This is a genomic window from Sphingomonas epibiotica, assembly GCF_039615155.1.
Classification (GTDB): domain Bacteria; phylum Pseudomonadota; class Alphaproteobacteria; order Sphingomonadales; family Sphingomonadaceae; genus Sphingomonas.
Genome location: NZ_JBDGHY010000001.1, coordinates 281,093 through 298,377, shown reverse-complemented (window position 1 = coordinate 298,377; position 17,285 = coordinate 281,093). Strand labels below are relative to the sequence as shown.

Genomic DNA, 17,285 nt, shown 5'->3' with positions numbered 1-17,285 from the left:
GGAACTGGCTACGCCGCCTCCGCCGCTTCGGTCGTCCACCCCAAATGCGGCAGCGCGATCGACCGCTTGCCTGCCAGGTCGATCCGGCACACCAGCAACTCGCGCCCCTCGATATACGCCAGCATCCGCTTCACCCGCCCGAGCGAACTGGTGCCATAGGTCCGCGCGATCTCGGCATCACTAGGGCACGGCCGCCCCTCGCGCGCCGCTCGTGCGATCAGCATGAACGCGCCGAGCATATCGTCGGGCAGCACGTCGGCGATCGCCAGCGCCTGCGCCCATTCGTCGTCGGGCGCTTCGAAAATGCCCGCCCGCGCGCACGCCAGCCGCCGGGTGAATGCCGGCAGGTCGAGCGGCGGACGCGGCAGACCGACCATGCGGCAGCGCACGTCGAAATCCTGATACAACACCGCCGCCGCGCGCGGCTGATCCCCCTCATCCTCGACCAGCGCCCGCAACACGTCGGCGACGATCGTGTCGGTCTCATCGGCCGACCGTTCGGGCAAATCCGGCGCCGCGCTGGATCGTACCGGCGCCGCAATCGCCGCCTCGACCGCTTCGGGCGGCGCGACGTGCCGAATCGGCGGACCCAGCGGCAGCATCGCTTCGACCGGGGCCAGCAACAGGTCCTTGATATCCGCCACCGGCGCGGTCGGCAGCGGCGTCAGCTTGGGACTGCCACTGCGGGCGGAGGTTTGCACCGGGCCGATCTTGATCGACAGCGGCCGCCGCGACACCGCCGGCCCGAGCGCCAGGAAATGCCCCCGTTGCAAATCGCGGATCGCCTCGGCCTGCCGCCGCTCCATGCCGAGTAGGTCGGCGGCGCGCGCCATGTCGATGTCTAGGAAGGTGCGCCCCATCAGGAAGTTCGATGCTTCGGCCGCGACGTTCTTGGCCAGCTTCGCCAGACGCTGCGTCGCGATGACGCCGGCAAGGCCGCGCTTTCGACCGCGACACATCAGATTGGTCATCGCCGACAGCGACGCGCGGCGCACTTCCTCGACCACCTCGCCCCCGCCTGCCGGCGCGAACAACTGCGCCTCATCTACGACGACCAGCGCGGGATACCAATGCTCGCGCGGCGCATCGAACAGCGCGTTGAGGAACGACGCGGCGCACTTCATCTGCCCCTCGGCCTCCAGCCCTTCGAGGCTCAGCACTACCGACGCGCGATGCTCACGTGCCCGCGTCGCGAATTTGGCGACTTCGCGTTCGCTATGGTCAGCCGCCTCGATGACGACATGGCCATAGGCGCCGGCCAGCGTCACGAAATCCCCCTCGGGATCGATCACTACCTGCTGGACATGGCCGGCGCTGCGTTCGAGCAGGCGGCGGAGAAGATGCGACTTTCCCGAACCCGAATTGCCCTGCACCAGCAATCGGGTCGCCAACAATTCTTCGAGATCAAGGGGAACGGTCTTGCCCGCCGGGTCCGTCCCCATATCGACGTTCACGGTCATCGCGGGTCTTTAGGCGGTGGTACCGCACCGGGGCAAGCGCTTGCGTCGGCGTCCGTCGCACGCCATGGCCGTCGCACTTCGGGGGAAGGTTCATGCGACTGCACAAGGGCTATGCCGCGCTGACCATCGCGTTGCTGGCGATCGAGCTGGCCATCGCGTTGTTCCTGAACGACCCGATCGTCCGTCCCTATGTAGGTGACGCGGTGGCGGTTGCGCTGGTCTATGTCGGCCTTCGCGCCTTGACGTGGGTGCCGGTGGCGCCAGCGACGCTGATCGCCTTCACCATCGCCGTGGTGATCGAGTTCAGCCAGTATTTTCGGCTGCTTGAGGCTATCGGCCTCGACCAAAACCGTTTTGCGCGTATGATTCTCGGCAACGGGTTCGATCCGAAGGATTTTCTCGCCTATGCGAGCGGCGCGGTCGCGGTTCTGCACATCGAGCGTTATCGCCGCGCATCGCGCGCCGAAGCCGGCATTCGCACCGTCAGGCCATCGAGCGACTCGTCCAGCATGATCTGACACGCCAAGCGGCTCGTCGCGACCGCCCCTTCGGCAAAATCGAGCATATCCTCCTCTTCCTCGCTAGGGACCGGCAGCCGCTGCGCATCGGCGGGATCGACGATGACGTGACAGGTCGAACAGGCCATCTGTCCACCGCACGTCCCCTCCAATGGCAGATCATAGGCCTGCGCCAGATCGAGCAACCGGTCGCCGGTCGCACCGCGCGCTTCCTCGACACTCCCGTCGGAGCGAACGAAGCGGACGATCATCGTTGCCCCCGCGCCGCGCGATCGATCGTCTGCACCGCCTGCACCAGTTTCTCGCTAGTCGTGTATCGTCCGAACCCGATACGGATCGCGTTCTTCGCCTGCGCATCGCTCAACCCGATCGCGCGCAGCACATGGCTGGTCCGCCCCGACCCGCTCGCGCAGGCCGAGCCGGCGGAAAAGGCAATATCGCGACACTCGCTCATCAACCGCGCCACATCCAACCCGTCCATCCGCACGTTCAGATTGCCGCGCCACCGCGCCCCGGCATCACCGTTCAACATCCAATCCGGCCCCGAAAGATTCTCGCGCGCGGTAACCCACAATGTCTCGATATGGGACGGATCATCCTGCGCCAGCAACGCTGCCGCTGCCCCGAAGCCGGCGCATAGGGCCGGGCTGAGCGTACCCGATCGCAACCCGCCCTCCTGCCCGCCACCGTGCAGGATCGCCGCCGGCTCCGACCCCGTCCGCACCCACAACGCCCCGATCCCCTTCGGCCCATAGACTTTGTGTGCCGACACCGCGATCAGGTCGCAGACCGCCACGGGAAGCGCGACCCGTCCCCAGCCCTGCACGGCATCGCAGATCATCACCGCACCGACCGACCGGGCCAGCTCGCCCAGCCAAGCGATGGGCTGCACCACCCCGATTTCGTTATTGACCAGCATCGCCGTGACCAGTGCCGTCCGCTCGTCGATCGCAGCCAGCGCCGCGCCGCGATCGACCAGCCCGTCCGCACCGACCGGCAACACCACCACCTCCGCCCCGCAGGCCGCCAGCGCCCGAACGGTATCGAGCACGCAGCTATGCTCGGTCGCGATCGTCACAACTTTGGGCCGGTCGGAACCCACGCGTTCGAAGGTGCCGGCAATCGCCCAGTTCGCGGCTTCGGTCGCGCCGCTGGTAAAGAACAGCCGTCCGTCCTCCTCCGGTGCCAACGCTGCCAGCAGCTGCGCCCGGGCGACCTCGACCGCCGCCTTCGCCCGCCGCCCCTCGCGATGGGGCGAGTGTGGATTGGCATGATAATCGCGCAGCCACGGCACCATCGCGTCGAACGCCTGCGGCGCGAGCGGCGTCGTCGCCTGATAATCCAGATAGGTCATCGCTGGGCCAGTCCGGCATAGGCATCGGCGAAACGGGCAAGTTCGTCTGCCGTCGTCGACCAACCGAGGCTGACCCGGATCGTCCGGTCCGCGACCTCGCCCGGTATGCCAAATGCCGCGAGAGCCCGGCTGCGTTTTAGAGTCCCCGACGAACAGGCGCTGCCCGCCGATACCGCAAAGCCCATCGCATCGAGCCGAATCAACTGCGCCGCCGCCGGCAGGGCCGCATGCGCGACCGCGAAGATGTGCGAACATTGCACGCCGGGCTGAATCACCTCGCCCGCCTCGTACAACCGGTCCTTGAAGCGGAAACGCTCCTCGACAGTCGTCGCCCAGCTATCCAGTCCTCCCGCCTCCAGCGCAGCGGCGAAGCCCAGCACTCCCGGCAGATTCTCGGTCCCGCCACGATAGCCCGACTCCTGCCCACCATCGGGCGCGACCATCGCATAGTCGTGGAGCAACAGCGCGCCGATCCCCGGCGGTCCGCCCAGCTTGTGCGCCGACACCACGATCATATCGGCATCGGCCAACCCATACTTCCCCGCTGCCTGCGACGCATCGACCAGCACCAGCCCGCCCGCATCCCGCACCATCGCAATCGCCGAATTGCGGGCGTGGGCCAGCAGCATCGTGCCGGTTTCCGAATTGATTGCCTGCACCGCGACGACCGGCGGCGGGCCGGCGGCTAGGTATTGGGCCAGCGCGTCCTCGTCCGGCTCCCCTTCGATGATCGGCAACACGTCCGCGCCCGGCGCCGCCCGAAACACCGCATCGTGCTCCACCGCCGACACCAGTCTTCGCGTCCGCTTTGCCCGGCCCAGCCCGATCGCCAGCGCCTCGCTCGCCCCGCTGGTCAGAATGACTTCGCCATCCCACCCCAGCGACTTCGCGATCCGGCCGCGCGCGTCCTCAAGCATTCGCCGCGCCACACGCCCCTCGGCATGGGGGCTCGACGGATTGGCCCAGCACGCCATGCCCTCGGCGACGGCGGCCGCCGCTTGTGGAAGGATCGGGGTCGTCGCGGCATGGTCGAGATAGATGCGGGTCGTCAAAACACTTCCGTTCCGAATGGGTACGCCTATATAGCCGCGATCCCATTCCGCGCCATCGCCGCGCCAATCTGTTAGCAGGACGTCCCATGCCCGAAGTCATCTTCCCCGGTCCCGAAGGTCGACTGGAGGGCCGTTTCGCCCCCGCTCCGCGTCCCCGCGCACCCGTGGCGATGATCCTGCACCCGCACCCGTCGTCGGGCGGCACGATGAACAACCGCATCGTCCAGGAGCTTTACAAGACGTTCCAGCGCCGCGGCTTCGCGACGCTGCGCTTCAACTTCCGCGGCGTCGGCAAGAGCCAGGGCACGTTCGACAATGGCGTCGGCGAATTGTCGGACGCCGCGTCGGCGCTCGACTGGGTGCAAAGCTTCCATCCCGAAGCGCAGACCACGTGGATCGCCGGGGTTAGTTTCGGTGCGTGGATCGGCATGCAGTTGCTAATGCGCCGCCCGGAAATTCGCGGCTTCATCTCGATCGCCCCCCCGGCGAACATGTACGACTTCACCTTCCTCGCGCCATGCCCGTCCTCGGGCATCATCATCCAGGGCGATGCCGACGAGGTCGTCACCCCCGCCGCGACGCAGAAGCTGGTCGACAAGCTGCGGACCCAGCGTCACATCACCATCCATCACGACGTGATTCCTGGCGCCAACCACTTCTTCCAGAACGAGATGCCCGAGCTGATGGGCAGCGTGGACAAGTATCTGGACATGCGGCTGGACCCGAACTCGACAATCAAGTGAGTCTCGCCCGGCGGCGAGCCCGGCCGGCGGCACTCAGCGCCGACCGACGACGCGGCTTCGCGGCGGCGGGCATTCATGCTTGCCATATTGCTTCAACACCATAGGATACTGGCAATACTCCGTTACAGGACTGCCAAACCATGTTGACCACGCTGCTGCTCGCCGCTGCGACCCAGATCGCGCCCGCTGCCGAAGCCCCGAAGCAAGAGAAGAAGATTTGCCGGCGCGAGGTGACGACCGGGTCGATCATGGCGCGTCCGGTCTGCCATACCAAGGCGGAATGGACGCAGATCGACACCCAGAACGCCGCCAATGCTGGCCAGGCGCTTGACCAGCGCAGCTACCGCATGTCGCCGCAGCGCGACTGACGGCTAAACCGTCCAGATCGCGACGTTCCCGACCATCACGACGGCGCATGCCAGCATCAGCCAACCATTGCGCCGCTCCCCCCGCGCGATCATCCTGACGCCGAACACGATCAGCAGGATCGCAACGAGCATCAGCACGGCAAGCAGCGTTCCCGCCGGGCCCTCCGTCACGCGGCGATTACCTTACCATAGGCGACGGGATCGACATTGCCGCCGGACACCAGCACCAGCGTGCCTGGTTCGATCGTCACCCGGCGCGACAGGATCGCCGCCAGCGCCACTGCGCCCCCCGGTTCGACCACGGCCCGCAAGTGTCGCGCGGCCCAGCGTTGCGCATCTGCGATTTCCGCTTCGCTGACCGCCACCCCGGTAGCGCCGCGTCGCGACAGCACGTCGAAGGTACGCTCCGCCACGCGCGTCGTCTGTAGCGCGTCACAGGCGGTAGGGGGCGGCCGATCGCCGACCGGTTCGATCCAACCAGCTTCGAGGCTACGGCGCATATCGTCCCATCCTTCGGGTTCGACCGTCACGATCTCGGCCTCGGTCAGCGCCAGCGCGATCCCCGCCGAAAGGCCGCCGCCGCCGCAGGGTACGATCGCGCGCGACGGCTGGGGCAATCCCGCGGCTACCATCTGCTCCGCCGCTTCGATCCCAGCCGATCCCTGCCCCTCGATCACCCACGCATCGTCGAAGCTCGGCACCAGCGTCGCACCGCGCGCATGGGCCAGATGGGCAGCGATCTTTTCGCGGCTCTCGGTCGCCCGGTCGTAGCGAACGACCTCCGCGCCCAGCGCCATCGTTGCCCGCAGCTTCGTCTCCGGAGCGTCGGAGGGCATAACGATCGTCGCCGGGATGCCCAGCCGTTTCGCCGCCCATGCGACGCCCTGCGCATGATTGCCCGACGAGAAGGCAACGACGCCACGCAGCCGCGATTCGTCGCTCAACGCGGTCAAACGATGCCATGCTCCGCGCAATTTGAACGCACCGATCGGTTGGAGTGACTCCATCTTCAAAGCTATCGGCAAGCCGCTGATTTCGCGTATCATTAATGGGGAATATGGCAGGATTTCCGTCATCTTCGCCGCCGCATCGCGGACGCCGGCACGGGTGGGTTGTCGCATAATCGTCATAAATTGCACTTTCCGCCGCACAAACACTTTACATCAAGGTTTGTGGGTCATAGATCGCGCCTCCGCTGCCCCATGGGACTTCCAACCGCAAGGCAGCTTTTTGTCACCGTATGCCGAAAGGCAATTGGAGGTCCCTTGAATTGGCCAAGCACCATAGCGCGCTGGGGCTAGCTGCCCCCTTTATCGCCCGTGACTCATCGTTCGAGCGCGGGATCGACATCGCAGAGCGCCGACCGGTCGAACCGGTAACGCTCGTTCGCCCGCACGCCGCCGCGCGCGCAGCCCGATTCTTCGTGGAGAAGTTTCCGGGGCGCTCGATGTATGCGGTAAAGGCGAATCCGTCGCCCGATCTGCTCGCTGTCCTGTGGGACAACGGCATCGTCCACTATGACACCGCGTCGATCGGCGAGGTTCGTCTGGTGAAGGCGACGCTGCCGGAAGCGACCTGCCATTTCATGCACCCGATCAAGGCGCCGGAAGCAATTGCCGAAGCCTATTTCGAGCATGGCGTGCGCACCTTCTCGCTCGACAGCATGGACGAACTGGAAAAGATCGTCGCCGCCACCGATGGCGCGACCGATCTGACCCTGTGCGTGCGGATGCGCGTGTCGTCGGAATATGCGAAGCTGTCGCTCGGCTCGAAGTTCGGCGTCGGTCCGGGTGAAGCCAAGCAATTGCTGATCGCCACGCGTCAGGTCGCCGATGCGCTGGGCATCTGCTTCCATGTCGGCAGCCAGACCATGTCGCCCGACGCGTACAGCAACGCGATGGAGCGGGTCCGTGGCGCGATCGTCGATGCGGGCGTCACCGTGGACGTCATCGACGTCGGTGGCGGCTTCCCGTCGCGCTATCCGGGCATGACCCCGCCGCCGCTGGAGCGCTTCTTCGAAACGATCCACCGCGCGTTCGAAAGCCTGCCGGTCAGCTATTCGGCCGAGCTGTGGGCCGAACCGGGCCGGTCGCTGTGCGCTGAATATGCGTCGGTCGTCGTCCGGGTCGAGCATCGCCGCGGGTCGGAGCTGTTCATCAACGACGGTGCCTATGGCTCGCTGTTCGACGCCGCGCATATCGGCTGGAAATATCCGGTGCAGCTGCTGCGGCAGCCGGAATCGGATGCGCGCGACATGGACTTCAGCTTCTGGGGTCCGACGTGCGACGATATCGACCAGATGCAGGGCCCGTTCCCGCTTCCGGCCGATACCCGCAGCGGCGATTATTTCGAGATCGGCATGCTCGGCGCCTATGGCTCGGCCATGCGCACCGCGTTCAACGGTTTCGGTAATGGCGAGACCGTCCTGACCGACGACGAGCCGATGGAATCGATGTATATCGAACTCGATCCCATGCCGGCGTTCGTTTCGAACAACGTCGTCAAGCTGTAACGACACCACCCTAATCGACCACCTCCCCCTTCCCGCTTGCGTAGCGGGAGGGGCCGGGGGTGGGCTTTGCATGGCTTTGCCGCTATGCGACCGCCATCGGCTCCTCCCGCGCTTTGTGGGCAGGAGGCCAACCGGGTTTCCGCGTCCCCATAACGACGACGGCTTATCGATGATGATGGGACCATCATGACCGACACGACGATCAACGACACCCGCAAGGCCGAACTGCTCTCGACCACCGTCGAGCATGTCGACATCACCAAGTTCGACGCCCGCCCGATCATCGACGCCATGGGCAAGATGAGCTTCACCAGCCGCGACCTTGCGCGCGCCACCCGCATCTACAACCAGATGCTGGAGGACAAGGACTGCTCGATCTTCCTCGTGATCGCCGGCTCGACCTCGGCCGGCGGCTGCATGGACCTCTATGCCGAACTGCTGCGCTCGAACATGATCGACGGCGTCGTCGCCACCGGCGCGTCGATCGTCGACATGGATTTCTTCGAAGGCCTCGGCCACAAGCATTATCAGGCGCTGGAAATCCCTGACGACAACACGCTGCGTTCGCTCTACATCGACCGCATCTACGACACCTATATCGACGAAGAGCAGCTGCAGGATTGCGACCATACGATCGGCAAGATCGCCGACTCGCTGGAGCCGAAGGCCTATTCGTCGCGCGCCTTTATCCGCGAGATGGGTAAGTATCTGTCGGAGCACGGCAAGAAGGAAAACAGCCTCGTCAAGCTCGCCTACGAGCATGACGTGCCGATCTTCTGCCCGGCCTTCGTCGACAGCTCGGCCGGCTTCGGTCTGGTCAAGCACCAGGTCGACCGTGCGAAGGAAGGCAAGCCGTACATGGTGCTCGACGCCATCGCCGACTTCCGTGAACTGACCGACATCAAGATCAAGGCGGGTACCACCGGCTTGCTGATGATCGGCGGCGGCGTGCCGAAGAACTTCATCCAGGATACCGTCGTCTGCGCCGAAATCCTGGGTCACGACGATGTCGAGATGCACAAGTACGCGGTGCAGATTACCGTCGCCGACGTCCGCGACGGCGCCTGCTCATCGTCGACGCTGAAGGAAGCGGCCAGTTGGGGCAAGGTTGATACCGCGCTCGAACAGATGGTGTTCGCCGAAGCCGGTTCGGTCATGCCGCTGCTGGCGTCGGACGCCTATCATCGCGGCGCGTGGAAGGACCGCGCGAAGCGCGCCTTTGGCAAGATGTTCGACTGAACGTCGGCGCATCGCTGCATATGGAAACGGCGGGGGAGCGATCCCCCGCCGTTTTACCTTGCGACGATATCGCTTTCCTACCCTCACCTGTTTCGCCATCGTCGCCGATCCCGACGCCCCGCGTCGCGCCGGACCATGACTACGCTTACGGCAATGACCGCGTAGCCGAAGATTGCGTGCGAGTGTGACTTTCGTGAACTTTGAGCTATCCGAACAGCCGCGTGGCGCTGCGCTCCAGCATCACCAACTGCCACAGGGTCCGGCCGTGCTCGGCCCGCCCGGACCGGTGGTCGGCGACGATCCGCTCGATCGCGTGCAGGTCGAACCAGCTCGCCAGCACCGGCGACCGCGCCAGCGCCGCCGCCTCATCGGCTAGTGCCCCGCGAAACCACGTGCTCACCGGGGTCACGAACCCCATCTTCGGGCGGTACAGAATGTCGCGCGGCAGCCATGGCTCCAGCGCCTTCTTCATCAGCCACTTGCCTTCGCCCCGCCGTAATCGCAGCGCGGACGGCAAGGTGGCGCAGAATTCGATCAGTCGGTGGTCGAGCAACGGCTCGCGCGCTTCCAGCCCGACGGCCATGCTGGTCCGGTCGACCTTGGTCAGGATATCGCCCGGCAGCCAGTACCGGAAATCGGCATATTGCGCCCGGTCCAGCGCATCGCGGGCCGGTGCCGCCCGCATCGCCGCGACATAGCGATCCTCGCCGCGATGCCCGCCCAGTTGCCGCACCATGTTCGGCGTATAAAGTGCGTGCCGTACGGCGGGCGTCGTCACTCCGACCGCCCCGGCATAGGCTTCGTCGCCATCCTGCGCCAGGGCGAGCAGCGTCGTCTTGGCGCGAAACGGGCGCGGTGCCCAATCCGCCTTTGGATAGACGTCGCCGAGCGCCCCGAACACCGGCTCGCGAAAGCTTGGGGGAAACAAGCCTCGTACCCGCTCTTCGGCGGCATGGAATTTATAGCGCCGATATCCCGCGAGCGCCTCATCGGCGCCGTCCCCCGACAGCGCCACCGTCACCCGTTCGCGCGCTAATGCGCAGACCCGATAGGTCGCCAGTGCCGACGCATCGGCAAAGGGTTCGTCGAACGCCGCGACCAGCGTGTCGATGAGCGCGAAATCGTCCGAGCGCACCGTCCGCACGGCATGATCGGTCGCGAAGCGCGCGGCGATCTCCCCCGCCGGGCCGCGTTCGTCATGCCCCGACTCGTCGAACCCGATCGTACAGGTCTGCACCGGCGCGCGACTCGCTTCCGCCATCAGCGCGACGACGGCGGACGAATCGACCCCGCCCGACAGGAACGCGCCGAGCGGCACATCAGCGACCATCCGCGACCGCACCCCCTCGCGCATCCGTTCGACCAGTTCGGTCTGCAGATCGCGGTTGCTTCCCTTTGCGCGCGTCGAAAAGTCGATGTCCCACCAACGCACCGGTGTCGGGACCGGCCGGCCGCGCTGCATCCACAGGAAGTGCCCGGCGGGCAGCTTGCGCACCCCCGCGACGATACAGGCGTCGTCGGGCACATAGCCGAGCGCCATATAGTCCTCGATAGCGGCCGGATCGGGCGTCCGCCGCACTAGCGGATGCGCCAGCAACCCCTTCAGTTCGGACGCGAACGCCACCGCACCATCGGCCAGCTCGACATAATGGAGCGGCTTCACCCCCATCCGGTCGCGCGCGACGAACAGCGATTGGCGATCGGCATCATATATCGCAAAGGCGAACATGCCGTTCAGCCGCGCGAGCATGTCCGGCCCCCATGCCGTCCATGCATGGAGCAGCACTTCGGTATCGCCCTGCGTCCGAAACACCGCGCCCCAGGCTGTCAGTTCGGCACGCAGTTCGGCGAAATTGTAGATTTCGCCGTTGTAGGTAACGACGTGTCCTTCGCCCGGCAGCGCCATCGGCTGCGGACTGCCTGCCACGTCGATGATCGACAGCCGCCGATGGCCCAGCCCGACGCCCAGCGCCGTCCATACCCCCGATCCGTCCGGACCACGATGCGCCTGCGCGTCGGTCATCGCAGCGATCCGCGCCGGATCGACCGGCTTGGGGCTGGCGGGATGGAAGAGGCCGGCGATGCCGCACATGGTCAGTTTGCTCCCGCCGCGCGATCGCCAATGGCGTCGACCGGTCCGGCGGCACGCAGGAAGTCGGTGATGGCGGCACGTGGATCGCCCACGCCCTTCTCTGCCGACAACAGCACCGCCACGCCCCGTTGCGGTCCGCCCAGCATCCGTGCCTTCAGCGTTTCCAGCTTCACCCGATCCTCGCTGCCGGTGGTGACCGATCCGATCCGATACCATGTCGCGACCTCGCGCTCGACGGGCCCAGGCGCCGCCATCCGCAGCGTCGCGCTGCCGGCAATTGGCGGGTTGTCGGCGATCCGCACCCAGCGGTCATTCTCGCGGATCGGCCCCTGCCCGAAGCCAACCAGCTCATGCCCTTCGCCCTGCGCCGCATAGACCGCAATCGCCATGTCGACGCTGCGCCCGCTCGCATCGCCGTACCGGCCGATCAGGAAATGATCGGCACCCGGATAATTCGGCACCCATGGCTCGCCGGTAATCGCGATCCGCTGCCACCCCGGCACGCTCGGCAATTCGATCCGCTCGGGCAGGCGATCGGCGCGGCTGTCGATCACCCATCCCCATGCGGCAAAGGCGACAGCGATGCCCAGCACAGCGCCCGCCGCCATCGACCAATCGGCGACGCCCATCGGCATCGCCTGCACTCGCGCGACGTCGAACCACGGCGCATCGGGATCGCGATCGAACCAGCGCCATCCGATCGCCAGCACGCCCGCCATGGTCAGTGCGAAGAAGACCCAGCCATAGACGATATGATCGAACCCCGTTGCTGCCGCGACCGAGGTCAGGTGCGCGGCATAGATCGTCCCCGCCGCGCGCACGCCATTGGCCAATACCGGTGCTACCAGCGCCAGCGCCATGAACCCCGCCCGCCGGCCCCATGCGACGTAACAGACATTGGCGACCAGCGCGCCGTAGGCGATCATCGCGATGACGAACTTCGCGCCCGAACATGCCTCGGCCACCTCGAAATAGCCGTTCGGAATGGTGATGAGCACCCCGTCCACGCTCGCTGGCACGCCCAGCACGTGCAGGATCGGCATCGTCAGCGCGACCGTCACCGATTGCAGCCACGGCTCCATGAAATCGCCGAACGGGACGAGGAAGAACATGTAGCCGAGCGGAAACAGCAGCCCGCGTGCAACCCGCGGTCCGAGCAGTGTGACCACCGCCCCCTGCAGCAGCATCACCAGCCCGACATGCCGGAACAGCGCCACCGCCGCCGCCTCGCCGACTAGCCAGGCAAACCCGCCCGCGACGACGATCGCCAGTCCCGGCCACCACGCCCCAGGCTGCAACGCCAGCACCTCGCGCCGCCGCTGCCACACCAGCCAGCCGATGATCGGCGGCACGAACAGGCAATGGCCATAGGTGGTCGAATTCCACCAGATCTCGACCACGTCGCCCACTTCGCGGCGAAAGATCAACAGCAGCGCCGCCCAGATTCCGCCAAGCGCGACCAGCGACCGCCGCCATTCGGGCGTCAGCGATTGCGCCGGACGATCGAGCGCAAGGCTGCTCACAGCCCCAGCAATCCAGCCAGCGGCGCCAGCCGCGCATCCCATCCATAACGCGCGATCGTCCGCGCCCGCGCCGCCTGCCCCAGCGCAGACGCCGTGGCAGGATCGTTCAGCAACCTGCTAATTTCGCCAACGAAATCTACGGCATCCGCCGCGACACGGATCGACCCGTCATGATCGATCCCCTCCGCCGCCACAATCGACGCGACGACCGGCCGCGCCATCGCCATCGCCTCCAGCACCTTGTTCTGCACACCGCGCGCCAGCAGCAGCGGCGCCACGACGACGTCCGCCGCCGCGATCCAGCCGCGCACATCGGCGACCTCTCCGGTCACGATGACCCGCTCGCCCGCCAGCGCCCGCACCGCCGCCGCGGGACTACGCCCGACGATCGCGAACCGCCCCGGCACCTTCGGCAGCACCTCGTTCACGAACCAGCGCACCGCATCGATGTTCGGCCGGTAATCCATCTGCCCGGTAAACACGATCAGCGGCCCCGCCTCCGCCACCGGCGCAACCGCCGCCGGATCGAAAAAACCGGTATCGATCCCGTTCTCGACCGCCTGCGCCTGCCCGCCGAACAACGCCGCCTCCGCCGCACTCACAAACAGCGTCGCCTCCGCCCGCGCCGCCACGACCCGCTCGAACGCCTCCAGCAGACGCGCCTCGCGCCGCATCATCCATCGCATCGGCCCGCGCGCATCCTCGGCATAGGCGGCGAACTTCGCCGAATCGAGGTCGACGAAATCCATCACGAAGCGCGTATCGGCCGGCAGATACTGCGCCATCTGCCCCGAATAGACATAGATCGCATCGTAACGCCGTTCGGCCAGCAACCGCGCCACCGCCGCCCGCATTGCGCTATGATCGAACGCGGTCAGCGACACCGGCCGTCCGCTCGCCAGCGCCTCGACCGCCGCGCGCGCATTGCCCTTGGTCCGAGGCACCACCACCGCGCTCGCGCACCATTGCTTCAGCGCGTCGTCATGGCCCAGATCGCGCGGATCGTCGGCAAACGCCGCGAGATGCACCCGCCCCCGCGTCGACAAATGCCGCATCACATGATGGCTGCGCACCTTGTCACCGCGATCGGGGGGATAGGGCACGCGGTGGGCAAGGAACAGGATGTCGCTCACCCCAGCCCCTTCGCGATCCAAGGCCCGACTCGGTTCGACACCGCCAGCGGCAGCTTCTGCCACGCCGCGATCTTCAGCCGGTATTTAGGGTTGAGCGGGCTGGCATCGCGCGGCGCGGCACCATCGGCGGTCCAGGTCGGATAGCCGAGCGGTTCGCCGACAAAGCCCCAATTCTTCTTGTATGCCGCCGGCCCGGTCCCGACCTTCGACCGCCCGAAATCGAACCGCTCGCACCCGCGCGCCCGCGCATGCCGCATCAGTTCGAAATACATCCGCTCGTTCGCGCGCAGTCCCCGCGCCTCGACCGTCCCGCCGCCCCAATAGGGATAGACCGTTCCCCGCCAATAGATCGACAGCACGCTCGCCACCGCCCGCCCCGCATGGCGGATGGTCAGCACATCCGCATCCTCTCCGAACGCCGCCACGACCTCGCGGAAAAGCGCCCTCGGAAACACTGGCGTCCCAAGATTGCGTACTGAGGTGCCATAGACCCGAAAATGCTCGGCCAACGCTGCTGGATCACGCCCGATCGCCACCTCGAACGGTGCGGCCAGCGCCTTGCGCACATCGGCGCGCTGCTTGCGTGGGATCGCCAGCAACTCCGCATCGTCGTCCGCCGCCAGGGGCCTTACGAAGCCCAGATAGCGCGTATCGTCGAACGTCCAGCCCGGCGCAGCGATCGCCGCCCCGCCGCGCATCTCGATCGTCGGACAGCCCAGTTCGCGCGCGACGCCGACCGCCGCCTCGGCCAGCATCCGCGCCGCCGCGCCATCGCCCAGCACCCCGCCACCGACCCCGAAGCCGGTCGATACCAGCGCCGCCCCGAACAACGGCGATCGCACATGGGTCAGCGGCACCAGACCGGCCAGCACCCCCGCCTCCTCGGCGAGCAACATGCGATACGCCTGCCCGCACCCCGCCGCCGTCGCCTCGCCCCACGCCGGCAGGTGAAAGGGGGTGGCCCCGGCCCGCGCCGCGACGAACGCCACGATCCGCGCCCGCTCGGCCACATCCCCCAAATCAGCCCGCCGGACGCGCAGGCTCACAGCGCGACCGCGCGCTCGGCGACGATCGCATCGGCCCGGCCCCAGTCATGCCGTGCCATCAGCCGTTCCAGCTTGCCCGCCATCGCCCCCAGCCGCGGATAATGGCGCAACTTCGACTTCAGCGGTGCATTGGCGACGCGCGGCTGGCCCGGGTCGATCTCCCACGGATGGAAATAGAACATCGCCGGATGCGCCTCCACCCGGTTGCTGCGTACCACCGCGTCCTCGACGACCTTGTTCGGCAGCAGCCGGAAAAAGCCGCCCCCCGCCGACACATCGCGCCCCAGTACCTTCGCCAGCGTGATCGGCCACTCGATCAGCGCGCTGCCCGCCACCGGCCGGTACAGTCCACGCGGTGCCCCCGCCCAGCCATAATGGTCGTGGGTCAGCGGCGCGACCGACGACGAATAGGCATAGCCGGCATCGGCCAGCACGCCATGCGCCCATGGCGTCCGCGCGTCGATCGAGAAACTCGGCGCGCGATAGCCGGTCACCGCCTGCCCGCCGGCATCCTCCAACGCCTTCCGCGCCCGCGCCAGATCGTCGCGAAACTGGTCCGCCGTCATCGTAAAGACGCGCTTATGATCCCAGCCATGGCTGGCCAGTTCATGCCCCCCGGCCACGATCCGCTGCATCAGCGCCGGAAACCGATCCGCCACCCAACCGAGCGTGAAGAAGGTCGCGGTGACTCCGGCAACGGCGAACAGGTCGAGCACCGCATCGGTATTCGCCTCGACCCGGTGTTCCAGCCCGTCCCAGTCGCGCCGGTCGATGACCGTTTCGAACGCGCCGACCTGAAACCAGTCCTCGACGTCGACCGACATCGCGTTGCGCATGGGGAAACCTCAGCCGGCGACGCGCACGGACGTCAGGTCGGGCCGGCGCTGCTCGCCCTCGACCCAGTCGACCAGCAGCGTCAGCACCCGGCGCAGCGCCAGATCTTGTTGCTCCAACCGCGCTTCGAGCGACTCGATCCGCGCCAGCAACGCCTCGGTCTCGGCGACCGGCGGTGCCGGCCGCTGCCCGGTCTCGACCACCGACAAATGGATCGGACGCGGCGGCATCGGCGGCGGCGCCGGCGTCATCGGCCGCGGTTCGGCATCGCCGAACGACGTCGGCTCGTCCGCCTCGGCATCGCCCGCCCGACTGCCCAGCCCGTCCTTGTCCAAATCGGCGATCACATTCTCGACGTCCAGCGCGCCGAACCGGTCGATCCCCTCGATCGCACCGAACAACAGCACCCGGCTGGCCAACTGGTTCAATCGCCGCGGGATCCCGCCCGACCAGCGATGCAGTGCTTCCAGCGCATCGGGCGAGAAACTGGGACTGCCGCTCCATCCGACCACGCGCAGCCGGTGTTCCAGATACGGTCCGACTTCCTCTACCTCCATCGGGTCGAGGTGATGCATCGCGATCACCCGCTGGCGCAGCTGCTCCAGCCGGTCCGATCCGTGTAGCCGCTGACGGAATTCGGGCTGGCCGAGCAGGAAAATCTGCAGCAGCGCGTATCCGCCCGCCTGAAAATTCGACAGCATCCGCAATTCTTCGATCGACCCGACCGGCAGCGACTGCGCCTCGTCGATCACCAGCAGCGTCCGCCGCCCCGACCGCGCGACATTGTGCAGCCCGCGTTCGATTCCGCTCAGCAACTGCGCCTTGGTCAGCCCGTCATGGTCGACGTCCAGCCCAGAGGCGACCAGCCGCAACAGGTCGTCGGCCTCGATCTGCGTCGTCACGATCCGGATGACGTTCAGCCGCGCGGCATCGATCGTTCGCATCAAATGGCCGAGCAGCGTCGTCTTGCCGGTGCCCGGATCGCCGGTGATGACGATGAAACCCTCGCCCTGGCTCAATCCATAGCCGAGATACGCCATCGCCTTGCGATGCGTCGCGGTATCGAACCAGAAGGCCGGATCGGGCGTCAGCTGGAACGGGCGACCGGTCAGGCCATAGTGATCGTCGTACATCAACATCTCCGTTGGGAGTTGTATAACCCCGATCGGTTTATTCTTCTTAAAATTTTGCGTCGGGGCGAATGTGTCCGCCGCAAATGCACCGCAAGCCGTTGAAGATCGCGGGATTTCGCTTTCGTCGCTCCCGCTGAGGCGGGCGTCCCTATAGGCAACGTAGCCGATTTTGCGCGATCGTCCGCGGATATGGATTCCCGCCTGCGCGGGAATAACGTGAGGTGCGCGGCGTTATCCCTTCACCTTGAAGCATGGTGACATAGCGCTAATCCGTTCGT

General features: G+C 66.6%; 17 protein-coding genes. 5 read left to right on the top strand and 12 right to left on the bottom strand.

Annotated features, from left to right (window positions below):
* Positions 1-8: 8 nt before the first annotated feature.
* Positions 9-1,460 carry a helicase HerA domain-containing protein gene (locus AAIO73_RS01420; RefSeq protein WP_345875693.1) on the bottom strand — a complete coding sequence of 484 codons (1,452 nt, stop codon included), beginning with the start codon at positions 1,458-1,460 and terminating at the stop codon, positions 9-11.
* A 92-nt stretch (positions 1,461-1,552) separates the two neighbouring features.
* Here AAIO73_RS01420 and AAIO73_RS01415 point away from each other — a divergent pair, with 92 nt between their 5' ends.
* Positions 1,553-1,978 carry a ribosomal maturation YjgA family protein gene (locus tag AAIO73_RS01415; RefSeq protein WP_345875692.1) on the top strand — a complete coding sequence of 142 codons (426 nt, stop codon included), beginning with the start codon at positions 1,553-1,555 and terminating at the stop codon, positions 1,976-1,978.
* Here AAIO73_RS01415 and AAIO73_RS01410 read toward each other — a convergent pair.
* Genes AAIO73_RS01410 through AAIO73_RS01400 form a run of 3 tightly spaced genes read right to left on the bottom strand, consistent with a single transcriptional unit; the run spans position 1,903 to position 4,384 of the window.
* Positions 1,903-2,229 carry a 2Fe-2S iron-sulfur cluster-binding protein gene (locus AAIO73_RS01410; RefSeq protein WP_345875691.1) on the bottom strand — a complete coding sequence of 109 codons (327 nt, stop codon included), beginning with the start codon at positions 2,227-2,229 and terminating at the stop codon, positions 1,903-1,905. The two genes, AAIO73_RS01415 and AAIO73_RS01410, sit on opposite strands and share 76 nt — an antisense overlap.
* Complete coding sequence (locus AAIO73_RS01405) at positions 2,226-3,332, bottom strand: cysteine desulfurase family protein (RefSeq protein ID WP_345875690.1); 1,107 nt, start codon at positions 3,330-3,332, stop codon at positions 2,226-2,228. Before AAIO73_RS01405 ends, AAIO73_RS01410 begins: the two co-directional genes overlap by 4 nt.
* Complete coding sequence (locus AAIO73_RS01400; RefSeq protein WP_345875689.1) at positions 3,329-4,384, bottom strand: cysteine desulfurase family protein; 1,056 nt, start codon at positions 4,382-4,384, stop codon at positions 3,329-3,331. Before AAIO73_RS01400 ends, AAIO73_RS01405 begins: the two co-directional genes overlap by 4 nt.
* Positions 4,385-4,470: 86 nt before the next feature.
* Here AAIO73_RS01400 and AAIO73_RS01395 point away from each other — a divergent pair, with 86 nt between their 5' ends.
* On the top strand, positions 4,471-5,127 hold the full coding sequence (locus tag AAIO73_RS01395; protein ID WP_345875688.1) for an alpha/beta hydrolase: 657 nt from the start codon (positions 4,471-4,473) through the stop codon (positions 5,125-5,127).
* A gap of 140 nt (positions 5,128-5,267) precedes the next feature.
* Positions 5,268-5,495, top strand: a complete 228-nt coding sequence (locus AAIO73_RS01390; RefSeq protein WP_345875687.1) for a hypothetical protein — start codon at positions 5,268-5,270, stop codon at positions 5,493-5,495.
* 3 nt (positions 5,496-5,498) lie between these two features.
* Here AAIO73_RS01390 and AAIO73_RS01385 read toward each other — a convergent pair whose 3' ends face one another.
* Positions 5,499-5,666 carry a hypothetical protein gene (locus tag AAIO73_RS01385; RefSeq protein ID WP_345875686.1) on the bottom strand — a complete coding sequence of 56 codons (168 nt, stop codon included), beginning with the start codon at positions 5,664-5,666 and terminating at the stop codon, positions 5,499-5,501.
* A complete protein-coding gene (locus tag AAIO73_RS01380; RefSeq protein ID WP_345875685.1) occupies positions 5,663-6,625 on the bottom strand; it encodes a threonine ammonia-lyase in 963 nt (320 codons plus the stop codon). Before AAIO73_RS01380 ends, AAIO73_RS01385 begins: the two co-directional genes overlap by 4 nt.
* A 140-nt stretch (positions 6,626-6,765) precedes the next feature.
* On the opposite strand from AAIO73_RS01380, the gene AAIO73_RS01375 reads away from it, so the two are divergent.
* Complete coding sequence (locus AAIO73_RS01375; protein WP_345875684.1) at positions 6,766-8,007, top strand: type III PLP-dependent enzyme; 1,242 nt, start codon at positions 6,766-6,768, stop codon at positions 8,005-8,007.
* Positions 8,008-8,193: 186 nt separating this feature from the next.
* Positions 8,194-9,246, top strand: coding sequence for a 1,9-bis(guanidino)-5-aza-nonane synthase (locus AAIO73_RS01370; RefSeq protein WP_242115386.1), 1,053 nt, complete (start codon positions 8,194-8,196; stop codon positions 9,244-9,246).
* A gap of 205 nt (positions 9,247-9,451) precedes the next feature.
* On the opposite strand, the gene AAIO73_RS01365 is transcribed toward AAIO73_RS01370, so the two are convergent.
* Genes AAIO73_RS01365 through AAIO73_RS01340 form a run of 6 tightly spaced genes read right to left on the bottom strand, consistent with a single transcriptional unit; the run spans position 9,452 to position 17,007 of the window.
* The gene (locus AAIO73_RS01365) at positions 9,452-11,338 is read right to left on the bottom strand and encodes an XrtA/PEP-CTERM system amidotransferase (protein WP_345875683.1); all 1,887 of its coding nucleotides are present in this window, start codon (positions 11,336-11,338) and stop codon (positions 9,452-9,454) included.
* A 2-nt stretch (positions 11,339-11,340) separates the two neighbouring features.
* Complete coding sequence (gene xrtA / locus AAIO73_RS01360) at positions 11,341-12,861, bottom strand: exosortase A (RefSeq protein WP_345875682.1); 1,521 nt, start codon at positions 12,859-12,861, stop codon at positions 11,341-11,343.
* The gene (locus AAIO73_RS01355; protein ID WP_345875681.1) at positions 12,858-13,994 is read right to left on the bottom strand and encodes a TIGR03087 family PEP-CTERM/XrtA system glycosyltransferase; all 1,137 of its coding nucleotides are present in this window, start codon (positions 13,992-13,994) and stop codon (positions 12,858-12,860) included. The genes xrtA and AAIO73_RS01355 overlap by 4 nt, the downstream gene beginning before the upstream one ends.
* Positions 13,991-15,004: a FemAB family XrtA/PEP-CTERM system-associated protein gene (locus tag AAIO73_RS01350; protein ID WP_345875680.1), complete on the bottom strand. Its 1,014-nt coding sequence runs from the start codon at positions 15,002-15,004 to the stop codon at positions 13,991-13,993. Before AAIO73_RS01350 ends, AAIO73_RS01355 begins: the two co-directional genes overlap by 4 nt.
* A gap of 32 nt (positions 15,005-15,036) precedes the next feature.
* Positions 15,037-15,876, bottom strand: a complete 840-nt coding sequence (locus AAIO73_RS01345; RefSeq protein WP_345875679.1) for an XrtA system polysaccharide deacetylase — start codon at positions 15,874-15,876, stop codon at positions 15,037-15,039.
* A gap of 9 nt (positions 15,877-15,885) precedes the next feature.
* Positions 15,886-17,007, bottom strand: a complete 1,122-nt coding sequence (locus AAIO73_RS01340; protein ID WP_345875678.1) for an ExeA family protein — start codon at positions 17,005-17,007, stop codon at positions 15,886-15,888.
* Positions 17,008-17,285 lie beyond the last annotated feature (278 nt).

What these genes read in the sequence shown, in the direction of transcription:
- AAIO73_RS01410 (WP_345875691.1), bottom strand. Translation starts at nt 2,229, where the DNA reads ATGATCGTCCGCTTCGTTCGCTCCGACGGGAGTGTCGAGGAAGCGCGC.
- AAIO73_RS01405 (WP_345875690.1), bottom strand. Translation starts at nt 3,332, where the DNA reads ATGACCTATCTGGATTATCAGGCGACGACGCCGCTCGCGCCGCAGGCG.
- AAIO73_RS01345 (WP_345875679.1), bottom strand. Translation starts at nt 15,876, where the DNA reads ATGCGCAACGCGATGTCGGTCGACGTCGAGGACTGGTTTCAGGTCGGC.
- AAIO73_RS01395 (WP_345875688.1), top strand. Translation starts at nt 4,471, where the DNA reads ATGCCCGAAGTCATCTTCCCCGGTCCCGAAGGTCGACTGGAGGGCCGT.
- AAIO73_RS01380 (WP_345875685.1), bottom strand. Translation starts at nt 6,625, where the DNA reads ATGACGATTATGCGACAACCCACCCGTGCCGGCGTCCGCGATGCGGCG.
- AAIO73_RS01365 (WP_345875683.1), bottom strand. Translation starts at nt 11,338, where the DNA reads ATGTGCGGCATCGCCGGCCTCTTCCATCCCGCCAGCCCCAAGCCGGTC.
- AAIO73_RS01390 (WP_345875687.1), top strand. Translation starts at nt 5,268, where the DNA reads ATGTTGACCACGCTGCTGCTCGCCGCTGCGACCCAGATCGCGCCCGCT.
- AAIO73_RS01340 (WP_345875678.1), bottom strand. Translation starts at nt 17,007, where the DNA reads ATGTACGACGATCACTATGGCCTGACCGGTCGCCCGTTCCAGCTGACG.
- AAIO73_RS01415 (WP_345875692.1), top strand. Translation starts at nt 1,553, where the DNA reads ATGCGACTGCACAAGGGCTATGCCGCGCTGACCATCGCGTTGCTGGCG.
- AAIO73_RS01370 (WP_242115386.1), top strand. Translation starts at nt 8,194, where the DNA reads ATGACCGACACGACGATCAACGACACCCGCAAGGCCGAACTGCTCTCG.
- AAIO73_RS01420 (WP_345875693.1), bottom strand. Translation starts at nt 1,460, where the DNA reads ATGACCGTGAACGTCGATATGGGGACGGACCCGGCGGGCAAGACCGTT.